Genomic DNA, 26,356 nt, shown 5'->3' with positions numbered 1-26,356 from the left:
CCTTACTACATTCCTTTTATTTTTTTAATTGAGCTAAGAGTACATAACGCATAGGTATAAAAGTGTATTATAGTGGTTTATGTGTTTGAAAATAAAAAAAGTAACTACTAAAAATCTAAAATAAATAATTATGATAAAGACAGAGAAGAACAGTAAAGGGGTAATAGGTATTACCCAACAAGCAAGTTTAATAGATAAGAATATTGGTTCGTATAAAGAGCATTTTATAAATGAACATTTTGGGTACACCGTAAAATTATCTAACGGAGTAATTTGTATACCAAGAAAAATCGCTGAAGATTATGAGGTACAAAAAGGAATTGTTACTAATGAAAGAATAAAAGAAATAGCTAAAACCTATACATATCAAGAGATATAATTTATTTTAAAAGTTCGTTAAATAGAAAACCATAACATTTTGTTGTGGTTTTCTATTTTTTAAGCTTATTTTAATGATTATTTTGTTAGTTAATCATCGCTCAAAATTAAAAACTAAAGTATCATTTAAAAAGTAAAGTATTCTATGTATGCTTTTACTTTATAATGTAGAAAATTGTTAGTTTATAAATAAAACTTATAGAGTAATGGTTTGAGAGAAAAAGAATCACGGTTTAAAATAATACCCGAAATTGTTAAATTTATTTGCCTTAAGTTTGTTTTTTGAAAAATAATTAATGGTTTTTGCTATAGCAGGGTTTTGTAAGCTGTGCCTAGAGTAAGCTAAACCTACTTCTCTATAATAACGAGGGCCTTTATACGGCCTAGTTTCAAAACCATACCAACCATCAATAAAATACTCAGGTAAAAAAGTTAAACCTAAACCCGCCATTAATAAAGTTAAAGTTTCAGTTTTTGTACTACAATTACCTACAGTATTAATAGTTTTATTAGCAAAATTTAGGATAGAAATACATTGTTTATGAGCTTCACAAGGAGGACAATGAATGAAGTTTTCATCTTTTAAATCTGCTACCAAATCAATTTCGTTTTTAGCTAATAATTTGTGTCCATTGGGAATACATAATAAATAATCTTCTTGCCATAGTGGTAAAAACAAATCTTCTTCTTTCTTCCATTCTTTAACTAATAAATTAATCTCATTATTTTCATTACAATGATTTACTGTCCAAAATACATTACTATTTAATTCATTAACCTTTTTTATAAATTGTAGTTTGTATTCTTGTGGTAAACTATCTGCAATACCAATTTTAACCTCATTTTTAAACGCACTTTTTGTAAATATGTTAGGTAAATCATTTAATTCATTTAAAATTCTTTTAGCTATGGGGTATAGGTAGTGTGCTTCGTTTGTAGGCTCGACACCTCGTTGATGTCTTTTAAATAAAGTACAATTCATTTTACTCTCAAATAATTTTATTCCGTTAGAAATATTAGGTTGAGAAACAAAACATTTATTGGCCGCACGTGTAAGGTTTTTTTCTTCATATACAGCAATAAAAAACTTTAATAAACGCTCTTCCATTATAATTATAAATTATGATTAAGATACAAAAATAGTATTTTGAGTAGTTTTTTTTGAAATGTACCTTTGTAAAAGCTAATAAAATAGTTAACTAGTAGTAAAGTTGAATTTAAATTAGTATAAAAAATAATTATAACAAAGGAATGATTTATGGAAGATAAAAAATTAGTAGTTATTACTGGAGCTAGTTCTGGTTTTGGGTTAGAAATGGCTAAAATGTTTGCAGAAGACGGATACCCTCTTTTATTATTAGCAAGAAGGGTAGAAAAGATGGAGGCTTTAAATTTACCTCATACCTTGTGTAAAAAAGTTGATGTAACTGATAAAACGGGATTAGAAAAAGCAATAAGAGCGGCTGAAGCTGTTTATGGAGAAACTGATTTATTGATAAATAATGCAGGGGTTATGTTATTAGGATCCATTGAAACACAAAATGCCAATGAATGGCAAAAAATGTTAGATGTTAATGTAATGGGAGTGATGCATGGTATGCAAACGGTAATACCAAGTATGAAGGCTCGTAAAGGTGGAACTATAATAAATTTGTCATCTATGGCAGGCTATCAAGCTTTTGAAAATCATGCAGCATATTGTGCTAGTAAGTTTGGTGTTCGTGGGTTAACACAAACAGCGAGATTAGAGTTATCTCCCTTTAACGTGCGAGTAATAACAATTGAACCTGGTGCGGTTAAAACAGAATTGCTCGAGCATACTACGGATGATACAATAATTAAAGGATATAATGAGTGGAAAGAGAGTGTAGGAGCTGTTAATATTACTGCTAAAGATGTTGCTAAGACTATAAAGTTTGCATATGAGTTACCACAATCTGTGTTGTTAAGAGAAATTGTTATTTGTGATACTATGCAAGATGCTTAGTCTTTTCTTTTAGGGTAACATTATTTTAGAATGAGATAATACAATATAATATGCAATAAAAAAACCACAACATTTTGTTGTGGTTTTTTTATATCTATGGTAAGTAAAGCTTTTATGATTTTAAGCTACCTGTCATATCTTCTGGTTTTACCCATTCGTCATACTGTTCTGGAGTTACGTATCCTAAACGTACTGCTTCTTCTTTTAAAGTAGTTCCGTTTGCGTGTGCTGTATTTGCAATCTCAGCAGCTTTGTAATATCCAATTTTAGTATTTAATGCCGTAACTAACATTAATGAGTTATTTAATAACTCAGTGATTCTTGTTTGGTTTGGTTCAATACCAGCAGCACAGTTTACATCAAACGATACACAAGCATCCCCAATTAATTGAGCCGATTGTAATACGTTAGCTGCCATCATAGGTTTAAAAACGTTTAATTCGTAGTGACCTTGAGTACCACCAACAGTTACCGCAACATCGTTACCCATTACTTGTGCACAAACCATAGTCATAGCTTCTGCCTGAGTTGGGTTTACTTTTCCTGGCATAATAGAAGATCCTGGTTCATTTGCAGGAATAATGATTTCTCCAATTCCTGAACGAGGTCCGGAAGCCATTAAACGAATATCATTTGCTATTTTATTTAATGAAACGGCTAATTGTTTTAGCGCTCCGTGAGTTTCAACTAATGCGTCATGAGCAGCTAAAGCTTCAAATTTATTTTCAGCAGTTATAAATGGTAATCCTGTAAACTCAGCAATGTATTTAGCAACTAACACATCGTAACCAGCAGGTGTATTTAATCCAGTTCCTACCGCTGTTCCACCCAACGCTAATTGTGCTAAATGTGCTAAGGTGTTTTTTAAAGCGTTTAACCCGAAGTTTAATTGAGCAACATATCCAGAAAACTCTTGACCTAAGGTTAGGGGAGTAGCATCCATTAAATGTGTACGCCCAATTTTCACCACATCTTTAAAAGCTTCAGCTTTTGTTTGTAAAGTATCACGCAATTGTTCAACACCAGGAATGGTTACTTCTACAATTTTTTTGTAGGCAGCAATGTGCATTCCAGTAGGAAAGGTATCGTTAGAAGATTGCGATTTGTTTACATCGTCGTTTGGTTGGATGGTTTTTTCACCTTCACCAATTACATTCCCAGCGATTTCGTGAGCACGGTTAGCAATAACTTCGTTTACATTCATGTTAGATTGTGTACCAGAACCTGTTTGCCAGATTACTAATGGGAATTGGTCGTCGTGCTTTCCAGCTAATATTTCATCACATACTTGTGCAATCAAATCACGTTTTTCAGTAGCTAATACACCTAACTCAGCGTTAGTGAAAGCAGCTGCTTTTTTTAAGTATGCAAATCCATATACAACTTCTAATGGCATAGAGGCAGCAGGACCAATTTTAAAATTGTTACGAGAACGCTCGGTTTGTGCTCCCCAATATTTATCAGCAGGAACTTCTACTTGTCCCATTGTATCTTTCTCAATTCTATATTTTGTCATTTGGAATGATTTAAAATGCTTAAAATTAATGATGTTCAAAATTACAAATTCTAATAGTTTTTAATAGTGATTTTTATCAGATTTTATTGGAGGAAAAGAAAAATAGTTATAATTTTGTGGCATAACAATTATTAATAAGAAACAAATGTTAGATTTTTCAGAATTTTCAGGATTGGTATTATTCATGTTTATTTTTACAGCTGGGTTTTGGTTGTTAATTTTCTTATTAACATTTGTAGTTCCTTATTGGATTGGTGGAACTATCTGGGAAAACATGAAGTTGAAAAGAGAAGCTAAAAAAGCTGCTGAAGAGGGTAAGTAAGCTTTTAATATGATATAATAAAAATGCTCGCAATTTTGCGAGCATTTTTTATTTATAAAGTTTTTACGATTTTAACTAAGTTGTTATAAAATCCAACTTAGTTAAAAATAACATAGAGAGTTAAAAATTTATAATAAAAAAATAGGAAGTGTTTTTAACTTCCTATTCTTCGTCTTGATTTAGTTTAGCCCCCAAAATCTTCGCCACCACCGTCAAATTCACGTTCTGGACGCTCTCTTTTTTTCTTTTGGTTAAAGCGATAGGTAAAGCTTAATGTTATTTGACGCTCACGCCATTGGAAAGAACCGTCGTTAATAGTGTTAAGTAATCCCTCATCATCATATAGAAAAGTAGTGCTTTCTCGCTTACGAGTGTTAAATAAATCGCTCACATTTAATACCAATGAAGCTTTTTCTTTAAACAAGTCTTTACTCAGGGCAAGGTTAGCAGAAAACATTCCTTTTCTATTATCTTGAGCTGTTGCTTGTGCTCCACGATACATTAAGCGTGTTTGCCATTGTAGTTTCCAAGGTAAGGTAATCCTTGAGTTAAAACGTGCAAACCAGCTACTTTCATTTACCTCGTCTAAAGGGGTTGTTACTTGGTCTCCATTAGCAGCGGTATATACGTATGTAAAAGCATCTGTATTAAATTTAAAGTAATTAAATGAAGCTGATAATCGTACCTTTTTAGTAGGATTATAGTTAGTTGTAAATTCAAACCCATAACGACTTTCATTGTTAAGGTTCACTGGTTGTCTAACTGTTACGTTAGTTGTTTCTCCTTCTATAACTCTTTGTTCTAAAATAGATACACCTTGCATAATATCGGTAGAGTATTGATAATATAAAGAAGCTCCTAAGTTTAGCTTACTTATACGTGTGTTATAGCCAAAGTCTACAGAATTAGTAAAGGTAGGATCTAAGTCAGGGTTTCCTCTAAATACATTGGTTGCAGAACTTCTGGTTTCAAATGGGTTTAGAAACCAATGACGTGGTCTACGTAACCTTCTACTATACCCTAATGAAATGTTATCACTATCATTGATTTCATACCCTAGGTTTACTGTTGGAAACCACTCTGTATAATTCTTTTCTTTAAACTGGTCGGTTGTAAACACTGTTAAATCAATATCAGTAACTTCTGCTCTTAAACCTAACAGGTATGAAAACTTATCAATTTTACTTCCAAACTGAGTATAGAACGCATAAATATTTTGTTTGAATTCAATTGCATTTGAAGGATCGTTCGGTAATGGATTTCCAAGGGCATCACGTACTCTAAAATCTGAATTTAAATCTTGTAAGGTGACTTTGTGTCCAGTTTCAAACTGACTTTTTTCTCCAATAGGTAGTACATAATCTATTTGAAAAAGGCGATCTTTAGAGGTTGTTGTTTGTCTATTTCGTTCAGAAAGGTTTCTGTCAACAAAAATATCGGCAGGCTCAAATTCATCACTTTCACCGTATTGTAAATCTATAATTAGTTTTTGTCCTTTATCATCAATATTATTTGTATAGTTTAAAGAGTATTGTATATCTGTATTTTCTTCTTTCTCGTTTTCTATTCTTACCTGTTCTTTCGTTATAACTCTATTACTATCAAAAAAAGTGGTGTTGTTGGTAGCCACATCATCGTCTTTAGAATCTCTATAAAAGAAAGTTCCGGTAATAGAACTTTTATCATTAATGTAGTATTCTAACCCTAAGGATCCGTTATAGTTATTACTCTTTCTATCAAAAACTCTATCTTCATCTCTATAACTAGTAATATCACCATCTTTGTTGAAGTTTGTGAAAAAACTATTAGAGTTACCAGGTCCGTTTCTGTAGGAATAAGCTAGGTTTGAAAAGAGATTAAACTTTTTTGTTCTATAATTGAGATTTGGAGAAATACTTACCATATCAGGATTTCCTAAAGTTAGGTTTACAGAGCCATTAAAACCTGTGATTTTTCCTTTCCTAAGAATAATATTTAAAATACCAGCTGTACCTTCAGCGTCGTAACGAGCAGAAGGAGAAGTGATAACTTCTACTTTTTCAATAGCGTCTGCAGGTAAATTTCTAAGAGCGTCTGTTCCTGTTAAGCCTACTAAAGCAGAAGGTTTACCGTCTATTAAAATACGAACATTTTCGTTACCGCGTAGACTAATGGCTCCTTCTGCGTCTACATTAACAGAAGGGACGTTATCTAAAACATCAGATGCATTTCCTCCTTTTACAGTCATATCTTTACCAACGTTGTATATTTTTTTATCTAAACGTATTTCTACTGTCGATTTTTCTGCTATTATTTCAATTTCATCTAATGTCTCGGCGTCTTCGGATAGTAATATATTTCCTAAGTTTTTATTTTGATTTAAATCATGATTTCCTAAACTTTTAGTTTTGAACCCTATAAATTCAACTTTTATATTGTACGTGCCAGATGAAGCATCGATTGAGAAGTTTCCGTTAACGTCTGTAACACCTCCAATAACTTGGTTTGTGTTGGTGTTTGTTAATACTAAAGTTGCATATTCTAAAGGTTGCTTAGAGTTTGTTTCTAAGACCTTACCCGTTAAAGTAATTTTAGAAGCAATACCTTTTGTAGTACGCTGAGCAACAGCTGTAAAACTAATAAGTAAAATAAAAAGTAGTGTAAGTTTTTTCATCATGTTAATTTATAAAGCTTGTTTGACAACAAATCTGCCTAAAAGTTTAATGGAGGTTAGTTAAAAGAATGTTAAATAGAATTATCTTATTTTCCTAAAGTATCCATAAATGCTTTTTTTATGATTTTTATCAAGTAGTTGTAGTTTTTTTTGTGTAGATAGAGATAGTTTTTTAAACTCTTTGTTGCTTATTATGAGTCTAAAAGAATTGGTATTAAAGGTTGTTTTCTCAAGTAACTTTTCGGTTGAAATACTTTTTATTTTTCCTTCTGAATAAAATTGACTAGAGTAGCTTTTTTCTTTAAAATGAAAGGTTTTATTGCCTACTAGTACATTGTTTTCTATTAAATATTTATCTGTAGGAGCAAAGTACCTTGTGTATTTTAAAATGCTAGCAGGAATGATTAAGATTAGTGATGTAATGGGAATAATTAATGCTAATTTTAAAAGTAGCTTTTTTTTCTTAAAGGTATGAAACCAATGAGTAATTAAAAGAGCTATTGGAACCATTGTAGGTAGAATATAAGGATGTATAAGACTTTTAGAAAAAGTAAAAAAGAGGGGAGTCCAAAATAACCAAAGAGTTAAAAAACAGACCCACTTATTTTGAAAGAGTATTTTGCGATTTTTCCATAGTTTGTACAATGTTATTTGAATCCATTTAAGAGCAAAGAATAATAAGAAAACCCATATAACTCCTATAGGTTGTGATTTTGGAAATCCATATTTATCTCCTGACCAACTTGAATCAAAAAAACGTTTAAAGTGCTCGCCGATAATAAAGTAATTTATAAAACCAGGAGAATTTATTTCAGCTAATATATACCAAGGTAGTGCAATAGCTAAAATAAGTAGTACCCCAGTTGTCAAATGAACTCTCTGTAGAAAGATTCTTGTTTTTTTATAAATAAGAATCCAAATAAAAATTGGAGGAATCGTAAGAATTAAAACGATAGGTCCTTTAGCTAATAAACCAAAGCCAAGACCAATAAATAAAAGGTATTTCCAATACCATTGTGCTTTATTTTGCATCGCTTCCCAAAAACTAAGCATAGTTAAAGTTATACAAAAAGCCAAAGCTGTATCAGTAGAAACAACACCAGCATGTAGTAAAAATTCTGGTGTAGTGAGTAATATAAATCCTGGAAGAAAAAAAGGATGTTGTACTCTTTTCGCATATTTACCTACTAAAAAAATCATAGCTATAGTTAATAGTAAATAAGGAAATCTGGCTGTAAATTCATTTACACCAAAAATATTAAAACTCAGAGCTGATAACCATGTAGATAGGGGAGGTTTTGCCCAAAAAGGGATTCCATAATCTATTTGGGGAGTAATCCAATTACCTGTTTCTGCCATAATACGGGCAATTTCAGCATAGCGTGCTTCCGTTTTATCCATTAATGGAAGTACAGAGTTAAGGTATCCTCTTAAAATTAATACCCCTATAACGGCATACCTAAAAAAAATGTGTTTATTTAAGTATTGTTTCATGTTGTATAACAAGTTGTTTGCGATTATTTTTATAAGTTTTACCAATGTTTCGTAAATCAATCCAGAGTTTAAAGAAGTAGCTTAATGGAATTTTTGAACTATCAGTATCATGCCAAGATTGTAAAGGAATTTCTTTAGCAAGAAGCTTTAATTGATTTCTTTCATAAATAGTTATTAATCGATGGAATAATTCGACGTCGAATAACCAACGAGAAATAAATTTATCTTGGAAAAGAAGAAAGCTTAGTGATTGTTTAAAGACTTTGCAACCGCACTGTGTATCGTATACTTTTAATTGGAGTTGTTTAGAGATAAGGGTAGCAATAGTTCTACCAATTAAAAAACGATATAATTTTCTTTGAATGGTGCTGTCTAATTTTGCAATACGAGATCCAAAAGCAAAATAAGTTGTTTCAGAAATGTTTTTACTAATATGAACACACTCTTCTAATGAGGTTGATAAATCAGCATCTAAATAAGCAATCTTTTCAGTATGAAATTTATTTACACATTGTAAAACACCAGTTCTAATAGCTTCTGCCTTTCCTAAGTTTTTAGGTTGATTCATTAAAAATACTTGAGAAGGAGTATAACTTTTGATTTTTTCTAAAACTTGATTTGTAGTGTCTGTAGAACCGTCGTTGACAAAGTATATAAGAACATTCTTGTGGTTTTGTAGGAAATTTGTATAAGAATTGACCTTAAGTCGTTTGGCTTCATTGTAACAGGGAATTACAATAACTAAATTAAAATTTGTATTCATGTTTAATAATTTAAGTAATAATGTTACATAGATTTAGATTTTTAGAAATATGATTTTTATCCTCAAAAATTTATATAGTAGCTATTACTTTATTGACACCTTTAAAGGATTTAATATCCCGAAGTATGCTTAGAAAATTAAGAGCTTTTTATCATGAGAGATTTGTAAACTCGCTTGTAGGTAGTTTACTAAAAATGAATTTTGGTTCAAAAGTATATAGAGAAACTATTGTTTGAAAATAGTATAAGTACAGAATACGTTTTATAGACGTATTTCGTGTTTTTTTAGACGTTAAGCTGTTTGTTTTTATTGTCTTATGTTCTTATTCTTAAAAAGAAAAAATCGTTCAAAATAAGCTTTATGAACGATTGTAAACTTTGTTTGTTCTTTTAAAGTAGGAGAATTATCTTAGTTAGAAGTTTGTATGTTTAATAGTTTTTTGTATTGACTGGGAGTTATACCTTTTAGTTTTTTGAAAATAGTATTAAAAGATGATTTTGAACTAAACCCAACTTCATAAGCAATTGCTAAAAGTGTATAGTTTTTATATGAATCTTTTTTTAGACAAGTTATAAATTCTTCTACACGATTTTTATTCAAAAAATCTTGAAATCCAGTTTTCATATGAATGTTTAAAACTTCAGAAATTTGCTGTCTTGGAACTCCTAATTCTTTAGCTACTTCATCAACTGTTATTTTTTGATATTTAAACCATTTTTCTTCTACAATTAAACGGTGTAAAGCAGCTTTTAAATGTGTTATAGAAGTATTATTTAGATTAGTAGACTTATAACTATTACTTTGATGTTTTGGCAGTATTGATTTTGGAGTAATAATTAACTTGTATAGTACAAAATAAAACAAAAATATAATAATGAGTATTGTACCATAACTATCTAAGAAGTAAGGAGCGTCATGAGATTTGGTAAGTAGAAAGTTAAATTCACTTATTATAAAGATAAAACTAAAGGGGATAATAAAAAAAAGGAGCCATTTTTCTTTATTATTTTTTATAATGTCATATATAGTATAAATAAGGATCCCTATAAAAATAAATTCTATAACCTCTTCAAGAATTATGAAGATTAAGTTGTTAGAAAGAGCAGAAAATTCTTCAGAAAAATGAATAAGAATGTTTAATAAATATGGGGTAAAAAATAAAAAAACTTTTTTGTCAACTTTCTTTTTGTCTGATTTATGATAATGAACAAATAAGAAGAAAGTTGTAATAATAAGAGGCTCATGAAAGAAAAACCAATTAGAGTTTTCAGTAAACAAATTATAATTATCATCACCAATTGTAAATAGAAGTGCCGAAACAACAAAACTAAATAACAACCAAAAATTAACTTTGTTGTATTCTTTTTTTCTTTGAAATAAAATAAAAAGTAAAAACATTCCTTGTAATAAAGCTGCTATCTGAATGGTTTTAAGCATTTGTATTCTTTAGTATTTGTAATATTTATAAAAGCCAAATTAGTAATAATATTTTTTGTTCTATACATAAAAAATCCCAAAACAATATGTTTTGGGATTTTTTTATAAGGTTAAGTGTCTCTATTTTTTATTTTTAGCCCGTTGCTGTGCAGCTTGTTGTTCTTGAGCTTGTTTCATGGCGGCATCTAAACGCTCACGGAATTTACTCTTTTTAACAGGTTTCTTTTTGTTCTCTTCAATTTTAGCATGAATCTTAGCTTCATCAATAACATAGTTCTTAATAACAAACATGATTATGATGGTTAATAAGTTTGAGATAAAGTAGTATAAACTTAATCCACTAGCATAGTTATTAAAGAAGAATAACATCATAATAGGAGAGAAGTAAATCATCCATTTCATCATCTTACTCATGTCAGGCATTCCTTCTTGAGTAGGAGCTTGCATATTAGCTTGCTGGCTTTGATTCATTTTCATGTAAAAGAAAATGGCTACAGAAGCTAAAATTGGAAATAAACTTACGTGGTCTCCATAGAAAGGAATTTTAAATGGTAATTTAAAAATAGTATCATATGAAGATAAGTCATTAGCCCATAAGAAACCTTCTTGTCTAAAATCAATATTGGTAGGGAAAAACTTGAATAAAGCAAAGAACACAGGCATTTGCATTAATGCGGGTATACAACCAGACATCATGCTCACTCCTGCTTTTCGCTGTACAGCCATAATTTCTTGCTGACGCTTCATAGCGTTTTCTTTCCCAGGATACTTTTTGTTGATTTCTTCCATTTCTGGACGAATCACTTTCATTTTAGCACTTGATAGGTACGATTTGTATAATACAGGAGACATTATAATACGTACTACGATTGTCATTAAAATGATAATTAATCCGTAGTTACCAATAAATCCTTTTAACATATTAAATACAGGGTAGAATATAGTACGGTTTAAGAAACCAAAAATTCCCCAACCTAAATCAGCAATTTCGTCTAAGCTAGTCCCTTTATAAGATTTTAATAAATTATAATCTGTAGGCCCGTAAAACCATTGCATATTATAATTTAATTCTCCATTTGTTAAAGCTAATGGAGTTTTTAATCCGTAAGTTTTAGTGTACACACTATCTTTATCTTCACCTGCAAAATCAACAGATTTCAAAGTGGCATTACTAAACGGTGTATCAGATGTTAAAATAGAAGAAAAGAAGTGTTGTTTATAAGCAACCCAATCAATATCACTCACAACATCATCATCGTTCATTTGTAAGTAATCTACTTCATCGTCGGCTTTATAATAGTAGTAAGAGTACATGTTTTCGGTTTTCAAACTCTTTTCGTGTCTAAAACCTTTTAAACTCCAATCTAAATTTATTTCTTGAGAACTATTAATTGTATTACTCAACCCTTGTGAACGAACGGCAAAACCTACACGGTAATCACCTTTTTTCATTTCGTAGCGGTATTCTAAAAACTTAGATTCAGAAACCTTTAACTTCATAGAAAGTACTTGCGTATCTCCATTTTTGGTTAGAGTAGGAGTAAATAGTAAATCTTTAGTATTTAAAATTCGGTTATCAGTAGTTCCGAAGTTGATATTGAAAGAAGCATTATTATCTTTAACCAAGTATAGAGGTAAAGAATCGTATGTTTTGTAGTTTTTAACTAAAGCTTCGATGATTTGCCCCCCTTTGTTATCAATAGTTAACTTAACAACGTCATTTTCTAATGTTGTGTTTCCTTTTTGGCTTTTTGAAGCTCCGTATGCAAAAGCACCAAACTTATTTCGTAAAGCAATTTGCTGTAACGAGTCGTTTACAATTACATTATCAGTTAAATTGTTTTCAGTGTTAGTAGCATTAGTAGTTTGCTCTGTCTGGGTAGTAGCTTCAGGAGTTTCTTCTGGCTTTTGAGTATTCATCCACCAAAGCATAATTCCTCCTAATAAAAGCATTCCTATGAAGGAATTTAAATCAAATTTTTTTTGTTCCATTGATATATGTTAAAATGTCAACTTGTCATTTAAAGTTTTTCTTAAAAGCTGAAAAACCCGACAAAGGTAGTAAAACCCTATAGTTTTTTTGAGGTTTTACGGTGAATAATTTTGTTAGTAATGGTAGTTCAAACAGTATTCCAATTTTTATAAACAATAAAAAATCCTGTAAACTTAATTACAGGATTTTAAAATTTATTTCTTTGATTGTTTTAAAGCCGCTTTAATAAAGCTAACAAACAATGGATGCGGATTCAACACCGTACTCTTGTATTCTGGGTGATATTGAACTCCAACAAACCAAGGGTGAGAGTCAATCTCAACAATTTCTACTAACCCTGTTTTAGGGTTAACACCTGCTGTTTTCATACCAGCATTTTCTAATCGTTCTTTGTAGTCGTTATTGTATTCGTATCTATGACGATGGCGCTCACTAATTAATTCTTCTTTGTAAGCTTGAAAAACCTTAGAATCTTGTGTTAATTGACAGTCCCAAGCTCCTAAACGCATAGTACCACCTTTTTCAGTAACATCTTTTTGCTCTTCCATTAAATTAATTACTGGGTGTGCTACATCAGGATTCATTTCTGTGGAGTTAGCGTCTTTTAAATTTAACACGTTACGAGCAAACTCAATAACAGCCATTTGCATACCTAAACAAATCCCTAAGAAAGGTATATTGTTTTCACGTACATATTGTACTGCTGCTATTTTACCTTCAATTCCTCTATCACCAAATCCAGGAGCAACTAGTACACCGTTTAAACCTTCTAGTTGTTTAGCAGCGTTTTCAGGTGTTAACTCTTCAGAATGAATCCAACGAACGTTAACCTTTGTTTTATTAGTAGTTGCAGCTCCTGCATGAATAAACGCTTCTGTAATTGATTTATACGAATCGTGTAATTCAACATATTTTCCAACCAAACCAATTTCAATACTAGAGGTAGGGTTTTTATGACGCTCTAAAAACTTATTCCAAGTTTTTAAGTTAGGCTGTTTACGTGTAGATAGGTTTAATTTATCTAAAACAACATAATCTAACCCTTCTTTAAACATAAGGTTAGGAACATCGTAGATAGTTTCAGCATCTAATGACTGTATTACATTTTGTTTTTTAACATTACAAAATAATGCTAATTTGCGTTTAATATCATCAGAAATTTCGTGTTCCGAACGGCATACTAATATGTCAGGACTCACACCACTTTGCATTAATGTTTTTACAGAATGTTGTGTAGGTTTTGTTTTTAATTCACCAGCGGCTGCTAAGTAAGGTACTAGGGTTAGGTGTATAACAATTGCATTATCTTCTCCTAAATCCCATTGTAATTGACGAACAGCTTCTATATATGGTAAAGATTCAATATCACCAACCGTTCCTCCAATTTCAGTTATAACAATATCATAATCGCCAGTATTTCCTAAAATTTGAACTCTGCTTTTAATTTCATCAGTAATATGAGGAATAACCTGAACGGTTTTTCCTAAAAACTCTCCCTTACGCTCTTTGTCTATTACAGATTGATATATTCTACCTGTAGTTACATTGTTAGCTTGTGAAGTAGGAATGTTTAAGTAACGTTCGTAGTGTCCTAAATCTAAGTCGGTTTCAGCTCCATCATCAGTTACATAACATTCTCCATGTTCGTATGGGTTTAATGTTCCTGGATCTATATTAATATATGGATCTAACTTCTGAATGGTTACAGAGTATCCTCTTTCTTGTAATAATTTGGCTAGAGAAGCGGCAATAATTCCTTTCCCTAGTGATGAAGTTACGCCTCCGGTTACAAAAACGTATTTTGTGTTGTTCATGGTACTGTTAGGTTTGCGCAAAAGTAAGAAGTCTGGCAATTAGAACAAATAAAAAAGATAAAAAACGTGCAGAAAAATTATGTATGTTTGTCAAACAAACTTTTTTTGAAAAAAAATAAAATAAGGGTTTGTCAGACTGAAAAACTGTTGTATATTTGCCCACGCTTTTAGCAGACGGAATTTCACAAAAGCAAAACATTTTTAAAGAAGATATTTAAGATATACTGTAATGAGTAAAAGAACGTACCAACCATCGAAAAGAAAAAGAAGAAACAAACACGGTTTCCGCGAAAGAATGGCTTCTGCTAATGGACGTAAAGTATTAGCTAGAAGAAGAGCAAAAGGAAGAAAAAAGTTGTCTGTTTCATCTGAATCTAGACCAAAGAAATAATGATTAACTATTGTTAATATTTTAAAGGCGTTACTATTAAGTATCGCCTTTTTTTATAACCAAACAATTTTTATTTTTACAACACAACACAACACAGACTAAAATGCCTAAAAGACAAGACCTTAAATCGATTTTAATTATTGGATCAGGACCAATTGTTATTGGTCAAGCATGTGAATTTGATTATTCAGGATCTCAAGCGTTAAGATCTTTGAGAGAAGATGGAATTGAAACCATCTTAATTAATTCTAACCCTGCAACAATTATGACAGATCCTTCGATGGCTGACCATGTATACTTGTTGCCACTTAACACAAAGTCTATTGTTCAAATTTTAAAAGAACACCCACAAATTGATGCTGTTCTACCAACAATGGGAGGGCAAACAGCACTAAACCTTTGTATTGAAGCTGATGAAAAAGGAATTTGGGAAGATTTTGATGTTGAAATTATAGGAGTAGATATTGACGCTATTAATATTACAGAGGATAGAGATAAGTTTCGCTTATTAATGGAAGAAATAGGTGTGCCTATGGCTCCTCAAGCTACTGCAACATCATTCTTAAAAGGAAAAGAAATAGCACAAGAATTCGGATTTCCATTATGTATTAGAGCGTCGTTTACTCTAGGAGGAGCGGGAGCATCTATCGTATATGATGAGAAAGAGTTTGAAGAATCATTATCTAGAGGATTAGAAATTTCTCCGATTCACGAAGTAATGATTGATAAAGCAATGATGGGATGGAAAGAATACGAGTTAGAATTATTACGTGATGATAATGATAATGTTGTAATTATCTGTTCTATTGAAAACATGGATCCAATGGGAATCCACACAGGAGATTCTATTACAGTAGCTCCAGCCATGACGTTATCGGACAAAACGTTCCAAAAAATGCGTGACATGGCAATTAAAATGATGCGCTCTATTGGTGAGTTTGCAGGAGGATGTAACGTTCAGTTTGCGGTTTCACCAGATGAGAAAGAAGATATTATTGCAATTGAGATTAATCCACGTGTATCTCGTTCATCAGCATTAGCATCAAAAGCAACTGGATACCCAATTGCAAAGATTGCTGCTAAATTAGCAACAGGTTATACATTAGATGAGTTAGATAACCAAATTACTAAGTCTACTTCAGCTTTATTTGAACCAACATTAGACTATGTAATTGTAAAAATACCTCGTTGGAACTTTGATAAGTTTGAAGGTTCTGATAGAACTTTAGGTTTACAAATGAAAGCGGTTGGTGAAGTAATGGGGATCGGACGTTCGTTCCAAGAAGCATTACACAAAGCAACGCAATCGTTAGAAATTAAACGTAACGGAATTGGAGCTGATGGTAAAAGTTATACAGATTATAACCAAATTAAAGACAAGTTAAAATATGCTTCTTGGGATCGTGTATTTGCTATCTATGACGCTATTCAAATAGGAATGCCGCTGAGTAAAATCCATGAAATCACTAAGATTGATATGTGGTATTTACGTCAATATGAAGAGTTGTATATGTTAGAAAAAGAAATTTCTACCTATACTATTGATACCCTTGACAGAGAGCTTTTACTAGAAGCTAAACAAAAAGGATATGGAGATCGTCAAATCGCTCACATGTTAGGATGTTTAGAAAGTGAAGTGTATAAAAAGCGTGAAGAATTAAAAATAAAGCGTGTATACAAGTTGGTAGATACTTGTGCTGCAGAGTTTAAAGCACAAACTCCTTACTATTATTCAACATTTGAAAGTGAAATTGAAACTGCTAAAGGTGAAGTTTCTGTGTCAAATGAAAGTGTGGTGTCCGATAAGAAAAAAGTAATAGTATTAGGTTCTGGACCAAACAGAATAGGTCAGGGAATCGAGTTTGATTACTGTTGTGTTCATGGGGTTTATGCTGCAAAAGAATGTGGTTACGAAACCATAATGATTAACTGTAATCCTGAAACTGTTTCTACTGATTTTGATACGGCAGATAAATTATACTTTGAGCCAGTTTTTTGGGAACATATCTACGATATAATCAAGCATGAAAAGCCAGAAGGAGTTATTGTTCAATTAGGTGGACAAACAGCTTTAAAGTTAGCAGAGAAACTAGAGCGTTACGGGATTCCAATTTTAGGAACAAGCTATAAAGCATTAGATTTAGCTGAAGATAGAGGAAGTTTTTCAACTTTATTAAAAGAAAATAACATTCCTTATCCAGAATTTGGAGTTGCAGAAAATGCAGATGAAGCTTTAGCTTTAGCTGACGAGTTAGACTTTCCAATTTTAGTACGTCCATCATATGTACTTGGAGGGCAAGGAATGAAGATAGTGATTAATAAAGAAGAGTTATTAGAGCATGTAGTAGATTTATTACGAAAAATTCCTAATAACAAATTATTATTAGATCATTACTTAGAAGGAGCAATTGAAGCAGAAGCAGATGCGATTTGTGATGGTGAAAATGTATATATCATAGGAATTATGGAGCATATTGAGCCTTGTGGAATTCACTCAGGAGATTCAAATGCAACTTTACCAGCGTTCAACTTAGGGGAATTAGTATTAGAGCAAATTAGAGAGTACACTAAAACAATTGCTTTAGCACTTGATACTGTTGGGTTGATTAACATTCAGTTTGCGATTAAAGATGATAAAGTATATATTATTGAAGCAAATCCACGTGCTTCTCGTACAGTTCCATTTATAGCAAAAGCTTATAAAGAACCTTATGTAAACTATGCTACAAAGGTAATGTTAGGAGAGAAGAAAGTAACTGATTTTGAATTCAATCCTCAGTTAGAAGGTTTTGCAATTAAACAACCAGTATTCTCTTTTAACAAGTTCCCAAATGTAAATAAGAACTTAGGACCTGAGATGAAATCAACAGGAGAAAGTATTTTATTTATAGATTCGCTTAGAGATGATGCCTTTTACGATTTATATGCAAGACGTAAAATGTATTTAAGTAAATAAAAGCATTTTAGAATAATAATATAGAAAATCCGAAGTAAATATGCTTCGGATTTTTATATTTTATATAGGACAATATTAAACTTATTTACTTTCTAAGTATAATTTCTTACTGTATATTTGTTATTTAAAACAAATCTAAATAAAATGAACAGAATAGGATTAATTTATGGTTCTGATACAGGAATGACTGAAGAAATTGTAAGTTCAATAGTTGATGATTGGCAGGCATCTGAAATAGAAGTTATTGAAGTTTCTAACATGAAGAAGGAAGATTATAATCGGTTTGATAAATTTATTTTAGGTTTATCAACTTGGTACGATGGCGATTTACAAAGCGATTGGGAGACCTATTATGAAAATGAGTTTCAAACTATTGATTTTACAGGAAAGAAAGTGGCTATTTTTGGATTAGGAGATCAATATGGTTATGGTGAATATTTTATTGATGGTGTAGGAATTTTAGCTAAAAATGTGGTTAAAAATGGAGGCGAACTTATTGGAAAATGGTCGTGCAAGGAGTATGATTTTGAAGAGTCAAAAGCTCAAATAGAAGAAGATAAAGACTGTTTTTATGGTTTAGCTCTTGACGAGGATAATGAACCTGAAAAAACACCAGATAGATTAGCGAATTGGCTTAATCAAATAGAAAAAGAGTTTGACTTGTAAGCTTTCTTTTTGTGTTTAAATTTTATTTTAAATCAATCTTAACATTATAATTTTTTAATTCTTCAATGTAGTTTTGAGCAGTAAAATTATTATTATCAAATTTTTCTTGTCTATTTTTTTTCATTTTAATTCTATGGATGGCTTCTAAAAATCGACGCATTTCATTGTCATCATTAATAATAATTCCTGGTACTTCAGCATTATCACCATTGTCTTTTTTTGCTACCATTGTAAAATAAGAAGAATTACAATGTTTGGTCTTTCCAGTTTGTATATTTTGTGCTTCTACGCGTATACCAACTACCATCGAAGTTTTACCTACATAGTTAATAGACGCTTTCATGGTAACTAATTCGCCTACTTCAATAGGGTTTATAAAGTTAACGGTATCTACAGATGCTGTTACGCAATAGGTACCTGAATGTTTAGAGGCGCATGCAAAAGCAATCTGATCCATTAGCTTTAAAATATATCCACCGTGAATTTTGCCACTAAAATTGGCGTGAGAAGGAAGCATTAATTCAGAAATAGTAATGCGAGTATCTTCTATGTTTCTGTAAATATTATTGATCATTATCTTTTTTTATTCCTCTAAAGTGAGGAGATTGTTCTTCTTCAACATGGGTTATAAAATACTTTGTGTCACCTAACCAAAAGAAAGTTCCAAAACGTTCTTTGTAAGTAACTTTTACATAACGACCTTGATATTCTTGAAGTTTTTTTATGACTTCCTTTTGATTGTCCTCTACAGAAAAGGCAAAAATTTGCGCTCCAGAAATACCTTGGCTAATTTCACCCTCCCATGTTTTTACTACCACACCTTTGTAGCTAATTTTAATAAGTTCACCAGAGCGAACCCCTTCACTATAAGGAACAAAATAAATAAAAGCATAGTATAGTGCTGCTATAAGAGCAATACCAATTAAAATTAATCCTAAAATTTTTTTCATAGTAAGATATTGAAGAATGTATAATAACAAAAGTAAGGTTTATATTTTGACTTGTAAAATGAATTGAAAGTGGTAAGTTTGTGTTGCTTCAAAAAATGATTAATATGAACTATATTTTATTTGATGGTGATGTACGTACAGCTCTACTACCATTTACATATACACGACCAGTAGCTGATATTAGAGTAGGTATTTTAACTATTAGAGAAAAGTGGGAAAAATATTTAGGCTTAACAACAACTACCGTAACAGAGGAGTATTTAGAGGAAAAATATCCTATGGTTGAAATGGAAGAAAATGTATTATTAAATGCCTCTTTCTTGCCAACTAAACCTTTGGTTGAAATGGTTAAAAACCTACAAAACAATCAAGCTATTTTTAAAGGTGAAGATGTTATTGCTTTTTATACGACAGATACTCAGGAAGAAGTAGATTTTTCTTCTTATGAACATATAGAGTTTGAAGATGATATAATTCAAATAAAAAATACTTGGGATATTTTTTCGTTAAATGACAAAGCAATTAGAGCTGACTTTGATTTAATAACTGAAGGTAGAAAATCGGAACCAATTCCAGAAACTGTTAATTGTGTTAATAGAAACGATATTTTTGTTGAGAAAGGAGCTAAACTAACTTTTGCAACGTTAAACGCTTCAACTGGACCAATTTATATTGGTAAAAAAGCTGAAATAATGGAAGGTGTAGTTGTACGAGGTGCTTTAGCTATGTGTGAAAACTCAGTATTAAAATTGGGAGCTAAAATTTATGGAGCTACTACTTTAGGACCTTATTGTAAAGTAGGAGGAGAGGTGAACAATTCAGTACTATTTGGGTATTCAAATAAAGGACACGATGGATTTTTAGGAAACTCAGTATTAGGAGAATGGTGTAATATTGGAGCTGATAGTAATAATTCTAACCTTAAAAATAATTATGCAGAAGTTAAGTTGTGGAATTATGAAACAGGACGTTTCGCTAAAACTGGATTACAATTCTGTGGTTTGATGATGGGAGATCATTCAAAATGTGGAATTAACACAATGTTTAATACAGGAACAGTTGTTGGTGTTTCTGCGAATATTTTTGGAAGTGGATTTCCAAGAAATTTTGTTCCTTCATTTAGTTGGGGAGGAGCATCAGGTTTTACTGAATACAAAACAAATAAAGTCTTTGAAGTTGCAGATGTGGTAATGAAAAGACGAGGTATTGAGTTTGATGAGAGAGAAAAACAAATTCTAGAACACGTTTTTGAAGAAACAAAACAATACAGAAATTATTAAACCAAAAGGAAGGACTTTACAAAATGTAAAGTCTTTTTTTATTAAAAATTAACTCTAAAAACAAAGTTAGGTGTAATTCCTAGAGATATTTTGTTAACCTCTTTTAACTTATATTCAATTTCATTATCAGAATTTCTAATTGGAATAGCATTATAAGTTCTACTTAAAATATTTTTGTTATTAAAAAGATTAAGTAAAGAGAAGCCCAATTTACCTTTCCAGTTTTTAGAAAAATTAAAAGAATACGTCATAGATGCATCCAATCTAGTATAATTAGGAAGTCGAAGCCCATTTATATTGTCTGAATCTATAATAATACGAGGAATTCCTTCATCATCTGTATAAAATCTTTTAACGGCAGTATAGGGATTTCCTGTTCTAAATATCCATCCAAGAGAGAACTCATAGCTGTTTAATTTGTAAGCATGAGACCAAGAAAGATAATTAGTTATATCATGATTTGCAGGAAAAAACTTATTTTCTAAGTCTAAAAATTTAAATTTATTTTTTGTATATGAATAATTAACCCAAGTTCTATAATTATTAAATTTTTTATTTATAAGTAAATCAATACCATGTATTTTACCTTTACCATTAGAAAAGTCATTGGTTTGGTCGTTATAACCACTTGTTTGAGACGTCATACCACTAACTTTTTTATAGTAAGGTTCAATATCAATTTTCCAATTATTTTTATTAAAAAGTATTCCCGCTGAAACCTGTAAGCTTTTTTGTAGAGGAATATTATCATCATTTACTTGAGCCCATATCTGATTTTCTAAATCAAAACCTAATCTGGAAGTTTGAAACTCTATAATTTGACTCAATGTTTGGTGTTTTTGTTCAAAAGAAGCTTTAAAACTTAAGCTTGATGTAAGTTTTTTCTCCAAATATAATCTAGGTTCAAAAACAAATTTATCGATTTTTGAAAAGTAATTCAATCGTATGCCAGAATTTATATTCCAGTTATTGTTATCATATATATATTCCGTAAAAATTGAATGTGTATTGTTTGTAACTTTATCTTTTTGTATCGAAGAGTTCCTATTTCCTTCTAAGTCTATGAGATATTTTAATTCGTAAGCAGCTTTCGTAGATGTAAAATCATAACCCCAAAATAAATCTGTTTTATCGTTAAAAGAATAATTCATATTGTAGGAAAGCCCAAAATCAGTTAAAGAATTATTTTTAGTTGATAATAAAATTAAATAATCATCTATATAGTTATAGTTTCCTTTATATTTTAATTTAAAGTTAGAAAAATAACTTTTTATATTATGAGTCTTTTTTTCCGAAGATTGTTTATTCCAATTTACACTTACACCTGTATTATGGATATCTAACTCATCATTATATTTGTCTTTATACCTAGGAATTACAAAATTGTTAAGCATTTGATTATTTGTGTATAAGAAACTAATGTTTAAAGATTCGTCTTTACTAGGGGTGTATATAAATTTTGTGGTATAATCTGAAAAATTAAATTTATTATCTCTACTAAATTTAATGTTTTTATCTATTATTTGACTTTCTTGATTATCATCAAATGTTTGAAAAACACGCATAGACAATTTATCAAAGGTGAAAGTTTTTAAAACATCAGAAAAAGACCTTCTTGCAGAAATAGAAAAAGCAGTTTTTTTTGAAAAAGGAATAGTAAGAAGTGCATCAGCATGCGTCATGTTCAATCCGAAACTTCCAGTTATTTTGTACGGTATTTTATTTGTAGTTTTAATATCTATTACACCAGATACTCTATTACCATACCTAGCTCCTGTACCGCTTTTAGAAAGATTAATCTCTTTCGTAGTATAAGGGTTAAATGCTGAAATCATTCCAAAGAAATGACCAGAATAGTACATTTTTATACCGTCCCATAAAACTAAGTTTTGATTGGGAGTTCCACCCCTTATATATATTCCTGCAGCTGTTTCATTAGGACTTTGAACACCAGGAATAATTTTTAAACTTTCTAGTATATCTGGTTCAGTTAAACCAGGTAAAACACCTAATTGTTTTGGAATAATAGATATAGTTCCATTTCTTTTTTTATTAATACCAGAAGTAATATAATTAGTTACAAGAACTTCTTTTAAAAGATTATATTCATTTGATTTAAATGTTGAATTTATTGTTATATAATAATACCGCTCATTAATTTTATTAAAAATTAATGATGTTTGACGTTGAATTTCATTGATAAGATAAACAAGTTCACATTTCTTTTTTTTAAAAGAAATATTTTTATCATTAATGACTTCTGTACTAAAAGAAAATTTTACTTTAAAAAGAGCTTCTGTTTCTTTTAAAACGTTTAATAAAGGAGCATCAATAAAAGAAATGTCTACCTTTTCCTGAGAAAAAATAGACATAGTTAAGCATAAAAAAAGTATACTTAATTTTATCTTCATTTATTAATACGTCAATATAACTGAACTATTTTCTGCTAATTTATAAGAAATTTTCATAGGAGCAAAAACAGTTTGTAACGCTACATCAACATTTTTATGTGTAAAAGTACCTGTAAAACGTTTAGAAGTGTCAACGTTAGAAGTATCGAACTTTAACTTAAATTGATTTTCTAAAGCTTTTATAACTTGATGTAAAGGAGTATTATTAAAAGAGCTTTCTCCTTCTATCCAAGAGGGAACAGAGCCTACAAATTCCCAATTTTCACCAGAGTTATTATAATTTCTATAAGCTTTCCCTTTAGTTAGTATAATTTCTTCTTTACTTTTTGACGTAACTTTAACTTTACCTTCGTAACATTCAATTTCAAAATAATTTTTTGATGTATTTACTGTAAACTTTGTTCCTAGTACAGTTACATTACCTTCATTAGATTTTACAGTAAAAGACTTTCCTTTTTCGACTTCAAAATAAGCTTTTCCTGTCAAAAAAAGCTCTCTTTTATTATTCCAATTTTGTTTATCATAGCTAATTTCAGACTTAGGTGATAAATATGCTATAGAATTATCAGGTAATGTAATAGTTAATTGCTCTCCGTATTTTGTAGAAAAATCAACAGTATTATTATTAAAGTACAAGAAGCTAATTAATAATATAACAGAAGCAACCGCCCCATACATCCATTTAGGAACTAATTGCACTACTTTTTTATTAGCTTTAGATTGTTTGATGTCTGTTTTGAGTTTATTAAAAGCCTCTTCCTTATCATAAAAAGGTGTTTTTAAATTTTGAGAAGCATCATCAATAGCTTTAAATTGATGATAAACATCTGTTTTTTGAAACTCTTTTAATTCTTCCGCTGTTAGCTCATTGGCTATCCATCTTGCTAAAAAGGTTTCTTCTTTATAATTTATATTCATTTTCTAATCTATTCGTGCTATTTGTATTAAAAACAAGTAAAAGATTAATTACCCTACCTAATTAATACAAATATTACTTTTGTTACACTTTACCTATTTGTTCTTTTAAAGTAAGTAATGCTTTACTCATTCTTTTTTCTACAGCTTTTACAGAAACCCCAACAATATCTGCAATTTCAACATACTTTTTCTTATCTATTCTACTAAGCAAAAAAACTTCTCGTTGTTTTTCAGGCAAGTTGGCTATTGCTTTTTTAAGCTTAGTATGAAATTCTTCTTCTTCTAAAATAAAATGAGGAGTTTCATTAGTTTTACCAGAAGAAACATTTTTCTTTTGATGTTCCAAAACAACTTTTTTGTGAGCAACATCGTTTAAAAAATGATTGTTGGCTACTGTATATAGATAAGATTTAGCTTTTTCGAAAACAACTTTAGCACAATTATTCCATAGTTTTATATACGCTTCTTGTACGATATCTTCAGCTTGCTGGAGGTCACCGCATTTGTAATATATATAATTTCTCAATGTTTGCGAATGTTGGTTAAAAACTTCTTCAAAATTTTTTTGCTCACAAACAGATTTTAATGGGTCTTTATTCATTTAAATCAAGTTCCTAATCGGTGACAAATGTATGAAAATGTAACTAAGAGGTTAAAAAATTATCAATATAACTTATAAATTGGTAATTTCTTATGAGCTTTTTCATAATGAGGTGTTTTTTTATAAACCCAATATAATTGTGTTTGCGCATTTTTTGCAAAATCTTCTTCTGTTTTTACTTTTTGAAGAAACTCTTGTTTTAATGAGGGATTGTTATTTAAAAACTCTTCAGCAATATCTTCAAAAACGTAAGAAGAGTATCCCTCTTTTTGTTGTAAAATAGTATCAAAGAAATTCCAGTTGAAGAAAGAATCAATAGCTTCAGCTTCCAAGGTCTCTATTATATAACGTATTCCTGTTTGGTTTGTAGGAATATAAATATCTCCATTATTAAATTTAACTTGCAGACCTCTTGTTTGGGTAACTTCAGTATTGTAGTGTAAATAATGACCTTCGTATGCCGTTTTTCGAGTTTCAAATTCTTTGATGTGCTGAACTTCTACAGTTAATAAGGTGTCTTTTTCAAAACGAGTAAATTCAATTTTATTATTTTCTAATCGTTCTACAACGTCATGCCAACCTTGTTCTAATATATAGGCCTTGGGTATGGCGATTTCTTTGGTAGGAACAAAGTAGTTATAATAAGAAACTTTTTTATTGTAAGGTTTTGTTCTATCATAAAACAAACGTTTTCCATTGGTAACTTTACTGTCTATAAAAGTTCCTTCGTATCCTTTAAAATGAAGAGCAGTAGGATTATTCTTATCAACTGTAAATAGAATAGGATATGTTTTTTTGTTTATTATTTCTTCAACAGCATTTTTTCGTAAATCTTTTATTTTGTTACTGTTTTCTTTAGAAAAATCTAAAGCAGAAAACAACAATTCATAGGTTTGTTCTACTCTAATTTTATACGGTTTCAACATATGAGTTTCAACCATTAATCCTAAGGTATTGAAGAGGGTAGTGTACCCAGTAGAATATCTAGGTGAATCGAAAAACTGTGACCAACCACTTTCTGGAGTTGTTCCCCAAACATTTACATAAGGAGTAATAATAATTCCTTTCTCAGCCAAAGAATGTTCTATTTCAGGACGCATTTTTGTTTCAATAAACTCACCTAAATTTCCTCCCAATTTATTGTGTTGTGTAAATAGATGTGTAATTGCGTACTGATAATCTGCTCCATTACTTACATGATTATCTATAAAAACATCTGGATTTACAGTGTGAAAAATCTCAGCAAATGTAGCGGCATTTTTAGTATCTTGTTTAATAAAATCACGATTTAAGTCGTAGTTACGAGCATTTCCTCTAAAACCGTATTCTTTTGGACCATTTTGATTGGCTCTTGTGTGTGAGTTTCTGTTTAGGGAGCCACCAATATTGTATATGGGAATAACACAAATTAAAGATTTTTTGTACTTGTTTTTTAAAGAATCATTTTGAACGATGTCTCGTAATAATAGCATCGAAGCATCTATTCCGTCAGATTCCCCTGGATGAATACCGTTATTGATTAAAATTCTATTTTTTGAAGAATTTTTAAGTTCTTCAATATTGGTTTTTCCATCAGTATTAAAAGCAACTAAATGTAAAGGTTTTCCAATATCTGTAGTGCCTATTTCAAACAATGAAATTTCAGGGTAAGTGTTAGCCAACTCTTCATAAAAAGAAATAACCTCTTTATAAGTAGGAGTCTCCGTTCCGTTTGATGTTTCAAACAGGGTGGTGAATTCGATGTTTTTTTTTGTAGGTTTTTGTTTACAAGCGGTAACTAATATTAGGAGTAATACAAATAGTTTTTTCAAAAGAATAGTTTTAAA

The 26,356-nt window shown here is 30.5% G+C and carries 21 protein-coding genes; 7 read left to right on the top strand and 14 right to left on the bottom strand.

Translation table 11 applies throughout. The features are described from left to right. The first annotated feature begins 130 nt into the window (after nucleotides 1-130). The gene (locus NH341_RS10450; RefSeq protein ID WP_159616018.1) at nucleotides 131-379 is read left to right on the top strand and encodes a hypothetical protein; all 249 of its coding nucleotides are present in this window, start codon (nucleotides 131-133) and stop codon (nucleotides 377-379) included. 225 nt (nucleotides 380-604) lie between these two features. Here the strand turns inward: NH341_RS10450 and NH341_RS10445 are convergent, their stop codons facing one another. Continuing rightward, entirely contained in the window at nucleotides 605-1,486 is an 882-nt protein-coding gene (locus NH341_RS10445) for a LysR family transcriptional regulator (RefSeq protein ID WP_073183662.1), read from the bottom strand. A 150-nt stretch (nucleotides 1,487-1,636) separates the two neighbouring features. Between NH341_RS10445 and NH341_RS10440 the strand changes: the two genes are divergently transcribed. Continuing rightward, the gene (locus NH341_RS10440; protein ID WP_167713673.1) at nucleotides 1,637-2,365 is read left to right on the top strand and encodes an SDR family oxidoreductase; all 729 of its coding nucleotides are present in this window, start codon (nucleotides 1,637-1,639) and stop codon (nucleotides 2,363-2,365) included. A gap of 112 nt (nucleotides 2,366-2,477) precedes the next feature. Here NH341_RS10440 and fumC read toward each other — a convergent pair whose 3' ends face one another. Further along, complete coding sequence (gene fumC / locus NH341_RS10435; RefSeq protein ID WP_047789033.1) at nucleotides 2,478-3,881, bottom strand: class II fumarate hydratase; 1,404 nt, start codon at nucleotides 3,879-3,881, stop codon at nucleotides 2,478-2,480. A gap of 145 nt (nucleotides 3,882-4,026) precedes the next feature. Here fumC and NH341_RS10430 point away from each other — a divergent pair, with 145 nt between their 5' ends. Continuing rightward, nucleotides 4,027-4,203, top strand: coding sequence for a hypothetical protein (locus NH341_RS10430; RefSeq protein WP_164505156.1), 177 nt, complete (start codon nucleotides 4,027-4,029; stop codon nucleotides 4,201-4,203). 184 nt (nucleotides 4,204-4,387) lie between these two features. Here NH341_RS10430 and NH341_RS10425 read toward each other — a convergent pair whose 3' ends face one another. The 6 genes from NH341_RS10425 to NH341_RS10400 form a co-directional block, all read right to left on the bottom strand. Continuing rightward, nucleotides 4,388-6,859 carry a TonB-dependent receptor domain-containing protein gene (locus NH341_RS10425; RefSeq protein ID WP_253056770.1) on the bottom strand — a complete coding sequence of 824 codons (2,472 nt, stop codon included), beginning with the start codon at nucleotides 6,857-6,859 and terminating at the stop codon, nucleotides 4,388-4,390. Between the two features lie 78 nt (nucleotides 6,860-6,937). Beyond that, nucleotides 6,938-8,350, bottom strand: a complete 1,413-nt coding sequence (locus NH341_RS10420; protein ID WP_253056768.1) for a glycosyltransferase family 39 protein — start codon at nucleotides 8,348-8,350, stop codon at nucleotides 6,938-6,940. Further along, nucleotides 8,331-9,113 carry a glycosyltransferase gene (locus tag NH341_RS10415; RefSeq protein ID WP_159616002.1) on the bottom strand — a complete coding sequence of 261 codons (783 nt, stop codon included), beginning with the start codon at nucleotides 9,111-9,113 and terminating at the stop codon, nucleotides 8,331-8,333. The genes NH341_RS10420 and NH341_RS10415 overlap by 20 nt, the downstream gene beginning before the upstream one ends. Before the next feature lie 408 nt (nucleotides 9,114-9,521). Beyond that, a complete protein-coding gene (locus NH341_RS10410) occupies nucleotides 9,522-10,550 on the bottom strand; it encodes an AraC family transcriptional regulator (protein WP_159616000.1) in 1,029 nt (342 codons plus the stop codon). A gap of 120 nt (nucleotides 10,551-10,670) precedes the next feature. Next, the gene (gene yidC / locus NH341_RS10405) at nucleotides 10,671-12,542 is read right to left on the bottom strand and encodes a membrane protein insertase YidC (RefSeq protein WP_159615998.1); all 1,872 of its coding nucleotides are present in this window, start codon (nucleotides 12,540-12,542) and stop codon (nucleotides 10,671-10,673) included. A 195-nt stretch (nucleotides 12,543-12,737) separates the two neighbouring features. Next, nucleotides 12,738-14,357 (bottom strand): CTP synthase, encoded by a 1,620-nt coding sequence (locus NH341_RS10400; RefSeq protein ID WP_047789004.1) that lies wholly within the window; start codon nucleotides 14,355-14,357, stop codon nucleotides 12,738-12,740. 229 nt (nucleotides 14,358-14,586) lie between these two features. On the opposite strand from NH341_RS10400, the gene rpmH reads away from it, so the two are divergent. From rpmH to NH341_RS10385, 3 genes are all read left to right on the top strand, one after another. Beyond that, nucleotides 14,587-14,748, top strand: a complete 162-nt coding sequence (gene rpmH / locus NH341_RS10395; protein WP_028891113.1) for a 50S ribosomal protein L34 — start codon at nucleotides 14,587-14,589, stop codon at nucleotides 14,746-14,748. A gap of 103 nt (nucleotides 14,749-14,851) precedes the next feature. Continuing rightward, nucleotides 14,852-17,704 carry a carbamoyl-phosphate synthase large subunit gene (carB, locus tag NH341_RS10390; RefSeq protein WP_159615996.1) on the top strand — a complete coding sequence of 951 codons (2,853 nt, stop codon included), beginning with the start codon at nucleotides 14,852-14,854 and terminating at the stop codon, nucleotides 17,702-17,704. A 144-nt stretch (nucleotides 17,705-17,848) separates the two neighbouring features. Next, complete coding sequence (locus NH341_RS10385; RefSeq protein WP_253056766.1) at nucleotides 17,849-18,370, top strand: flavodoxin; 522 nt, start codon at nucleotides 17,849-17,851, stop codon at nucleotides 18,368-18,370. 22 nt (nucleotides 18,371-18,392) lie between these two features. Here the strand turns inward: NH341_RS10385 and NH341_RS10380 are convergent, their stop codons facing one another. Together NH341_RS10380 and NH341_RS10375 are read right to left on the bottom strand one after the other, a co-directional pair. Beyond that, nucleotides 18,393-18,944 (bottom strand): acyl-CoA thioesterase, encoded by a 552-nt coding sequence (locus NH341_RS10380; protein WP_159615986.1) that lies wholly within the window; start codon nucleotides 18,942-18,944, stop codon nucleotides 18,393-18,395. After that, nucleotides 18,934-19,320, bottom strand: coding sequence for a 6-phosphogluconate dehydrogenase (locus NH341_RS10375; RefSeq protein WP_159615984.1), 387 nt, complete (start codon nucleotides 19,318-19,320; stop codon nucleotides 18,934-18,936). Before NH341_RS10375 ends, NH341_RS10380 begins: the two co-directional genes overlap by 11 nt. Before the next feature lie 104 nt (nucleotides 19,321-19,424). Between NH341_RS10375 and NH341_RS10370 the strand changes: the two genes are divergently transcribed. After that, entirely contained in the window at nucleotides 19,425-20,600 is a 1,176-nt protein-coding gene (locus NH341_RS10370; protein WP_047788999.1) for a GlmU family protein, read from the top strand. A 41-nt stretch (nucleotides 20,601-20,641) separates the two neighbouring features. On the opposite strand, the gene NH341_RS10365 is transcribed toward NH341_RS10370, so the two are convergent. The 4 genes from NH341_RS10365 to NH341_RS10350 all read right to left on the bottom strand — a co-directional run bounded on the left by NH341_RS10365 (nucleotide 20,642) and on the right by NH341_RS10350 (nucleotide 26,341). Continuing rightward, nucleotides 20,642-22,972, bottom strand: coding sequence for a TonB-dependent siderophore receptor (locus NH341_RS10365; protein ID WP_253056764.1), 2,331 nt, complete (start codon nucleotides 22,970-22,972; stop codon nucleotides 20,642-20,644). Between the two features lie 42 nt (nucleotides 22,973-23,014). Further along, nucleotides 23,015-23,929 carry a FecR family protein gene (locus NH341_RS10360; RefSeq protein WP_239179484.1) on the bottom strand — a complete coding sequence of 305 codons (915 nt, stop codon included), beginning with the start codon at nucleotides 23,927-23,929 and terminating at the stop codon, nucleotides 23,015-23,017. 82 nt (nucleotides 23,930-24,011) lie between these two features. Then, nucleotides 24,012-24,530: an RNA polymerase sigma factor gene (locus tag NH341_RS10355; protein WP_073183625.1), complete on the bottom strand. Its 519-nt coding sequence runs from the start codon at nucleotides 24,528-24,530 to the stop codon at nucleotides 24,012-24,014. Nucleotides 24,531-24,592: 62 nt separating this feature from the next. Next, a complete protein-coding gene (locus NH341_RS10350; RefSeq protein WP_370641940.1) occupies nucleotides 24,593-26,341 on the bottom strand; it encodes a M14 family metallopeptidase in 1,749 nt (582 codons plus the stop codon). Between the last annotated feature and the right edge of the window lie 15 nt (nucleotides 26,342-26,356).

Source organism: Tenacibaculum sp. XPcli2-G, from assembly GCF_024124505.1.
In the GTDB taxonomy this organism is placed as follows: domain Bacteria; phylum Bacteroidota; class Bacteroidia; order Flavobacteriales; family Flavobacteriaceae; genus Polaribacter; species Polaribacter mesophilus.
Note: the sequence above shows the minus strand (reverse complement) of the source record. Positions and strands in the feature narration are given on the sequence as shown.

Bases quoted from the DNA above. Each gene is read 5' to 3' on its own strand.
- NH341_RS10450 (WP_159616018.1), top strand. From the start codon at position 131: ATGATAAAGACAGAGAAGAACAGTAAAGGGGTAATAGGTATTACCCAA.
- NH341_RS10445 (WP_073183662.1), bottom strand. From the start codon at position 1,486: ATGGAAGAGCGTTTATTAAAGTTTTTTATTGCTGTATATGAAGAAAAA.
- NH341_RS10440 (WP_167713673.1), top strand. From the start codon at position 1,637: ATGGAAGATAAAAAATTAGTAGTTATTACTGGAGCTAGTTCTGGTTTT.
- fumC (WP_047789033.1), bottom strand. From the start codon at position 3,881: ATGACAAAATATAGAATTGAGAAAGATACAATGGGACAAGTAGAAGTT.
- NH341_RS10430 (WP_164505156.1), top strand. From the start codon at position 4,027: ATGTTAGATTTTTCAGAATTTTCAGGATTGGTATTATTCATGTTTATT.
- NH341_RS10425 (WP_253056770.1), bottom strand. From the start codon at position 6,859: ATGATGAAAAAACTTACACTACTTTTTATTTTACTTATTAGTTTTACA.
- NH341_RS10420 (WP_253056768.1), bottom strand. From the start codon at position 8,350: ATGAAACAATACTTAAATAAACACATTTTTTTTAGGTATGCCGTTATA.
- NH341_RS10415 (WP_159616002.1), bottom strand. From the start codon at position 9,113: ATGAATACAAATTTTAATTTAGTTATTGTAATTCCCTGTTACAATGAA.
- NH341_RS10410 (WP_159616000.1), bottom strand. From the start codon at position 10,550: ATGCTTAAAACCATTCAGATAGCAGCTTTATTACAAGGAATGTTTTTA.
- yidC (WP_159615998.1), bottom strand. From the start codon at position 12,542: ATGGAACAAAAAAAATTTGATTTAAATTCCTTCATAGGAATGCTTTTA.
- NH341_RS10400 (WP_047789004.1), bottom strand. From the start codon at position 14,357: ATGAACAACACAAAATACGTTTTTGTAACCGGAGGCGTAACTTCATCA.
- rpmH (WP_028891113.1), top strand. From the start codon at position 14,587: ATGAGTAAAAGAACGTACCAACCATCGAAAAGAAAAAGAAGAAACAAA.
- carB (WP_159615996.1), top strand. From the start codon at position 14,852: ATGCCTAAAAGACAAGACCTTAAATCGATTTTAATTATTGGATCAGGA.
- NH341_RS10385 (WP_253056766.1), top strand. From the start codon at position 17,849: ATGAACAGAATAGGATTAATTTATGGTTCTGATACAGGAATGACTGAA.
- NH341_RS10380 (WP_159615986.1), bottom strand. From the start codon at position 18,944: ATGATCAATAATATTTACAGAAACATAGAAGATACTCGCATTACTATT.
- NH341_RS10375 (WP_159615984.1), bottom strand. From the start codon at position 19,320: ATGAAAAAAATTTTAGGATTAATTTTAATTGGTATTGCTCTTATAGCA.
- NH341_RS10370 (WP_047788999.1), top strand. From the start codon at position 19,425: ATGAACTATATTTTATTTGATGGTGATGTACGTACAGCTCTACTACCA.
- NH341_RS10365 (WP_253056764.1), bottom strand. From the start codon at position 22,972: ATGTCTATTTTTTCTCAGGAAAAGGTAGACATTTCTTTTATTGATGCT.
- NH341_RS10360 (WP_239179484.1), bottom strand. From the start codon at position 23,929: ATGAATATAAATTATAAAGAAGAAACCTTTTTAGCAAGATGGATAGCC.
- NH341_RS10355 (WP_073183625.1), bottom strand. From the start codon at position 24,530: ATGAATAAAGACCCATTAAAATCTGTTTGTGAGCAAAAAAATTTTGAA.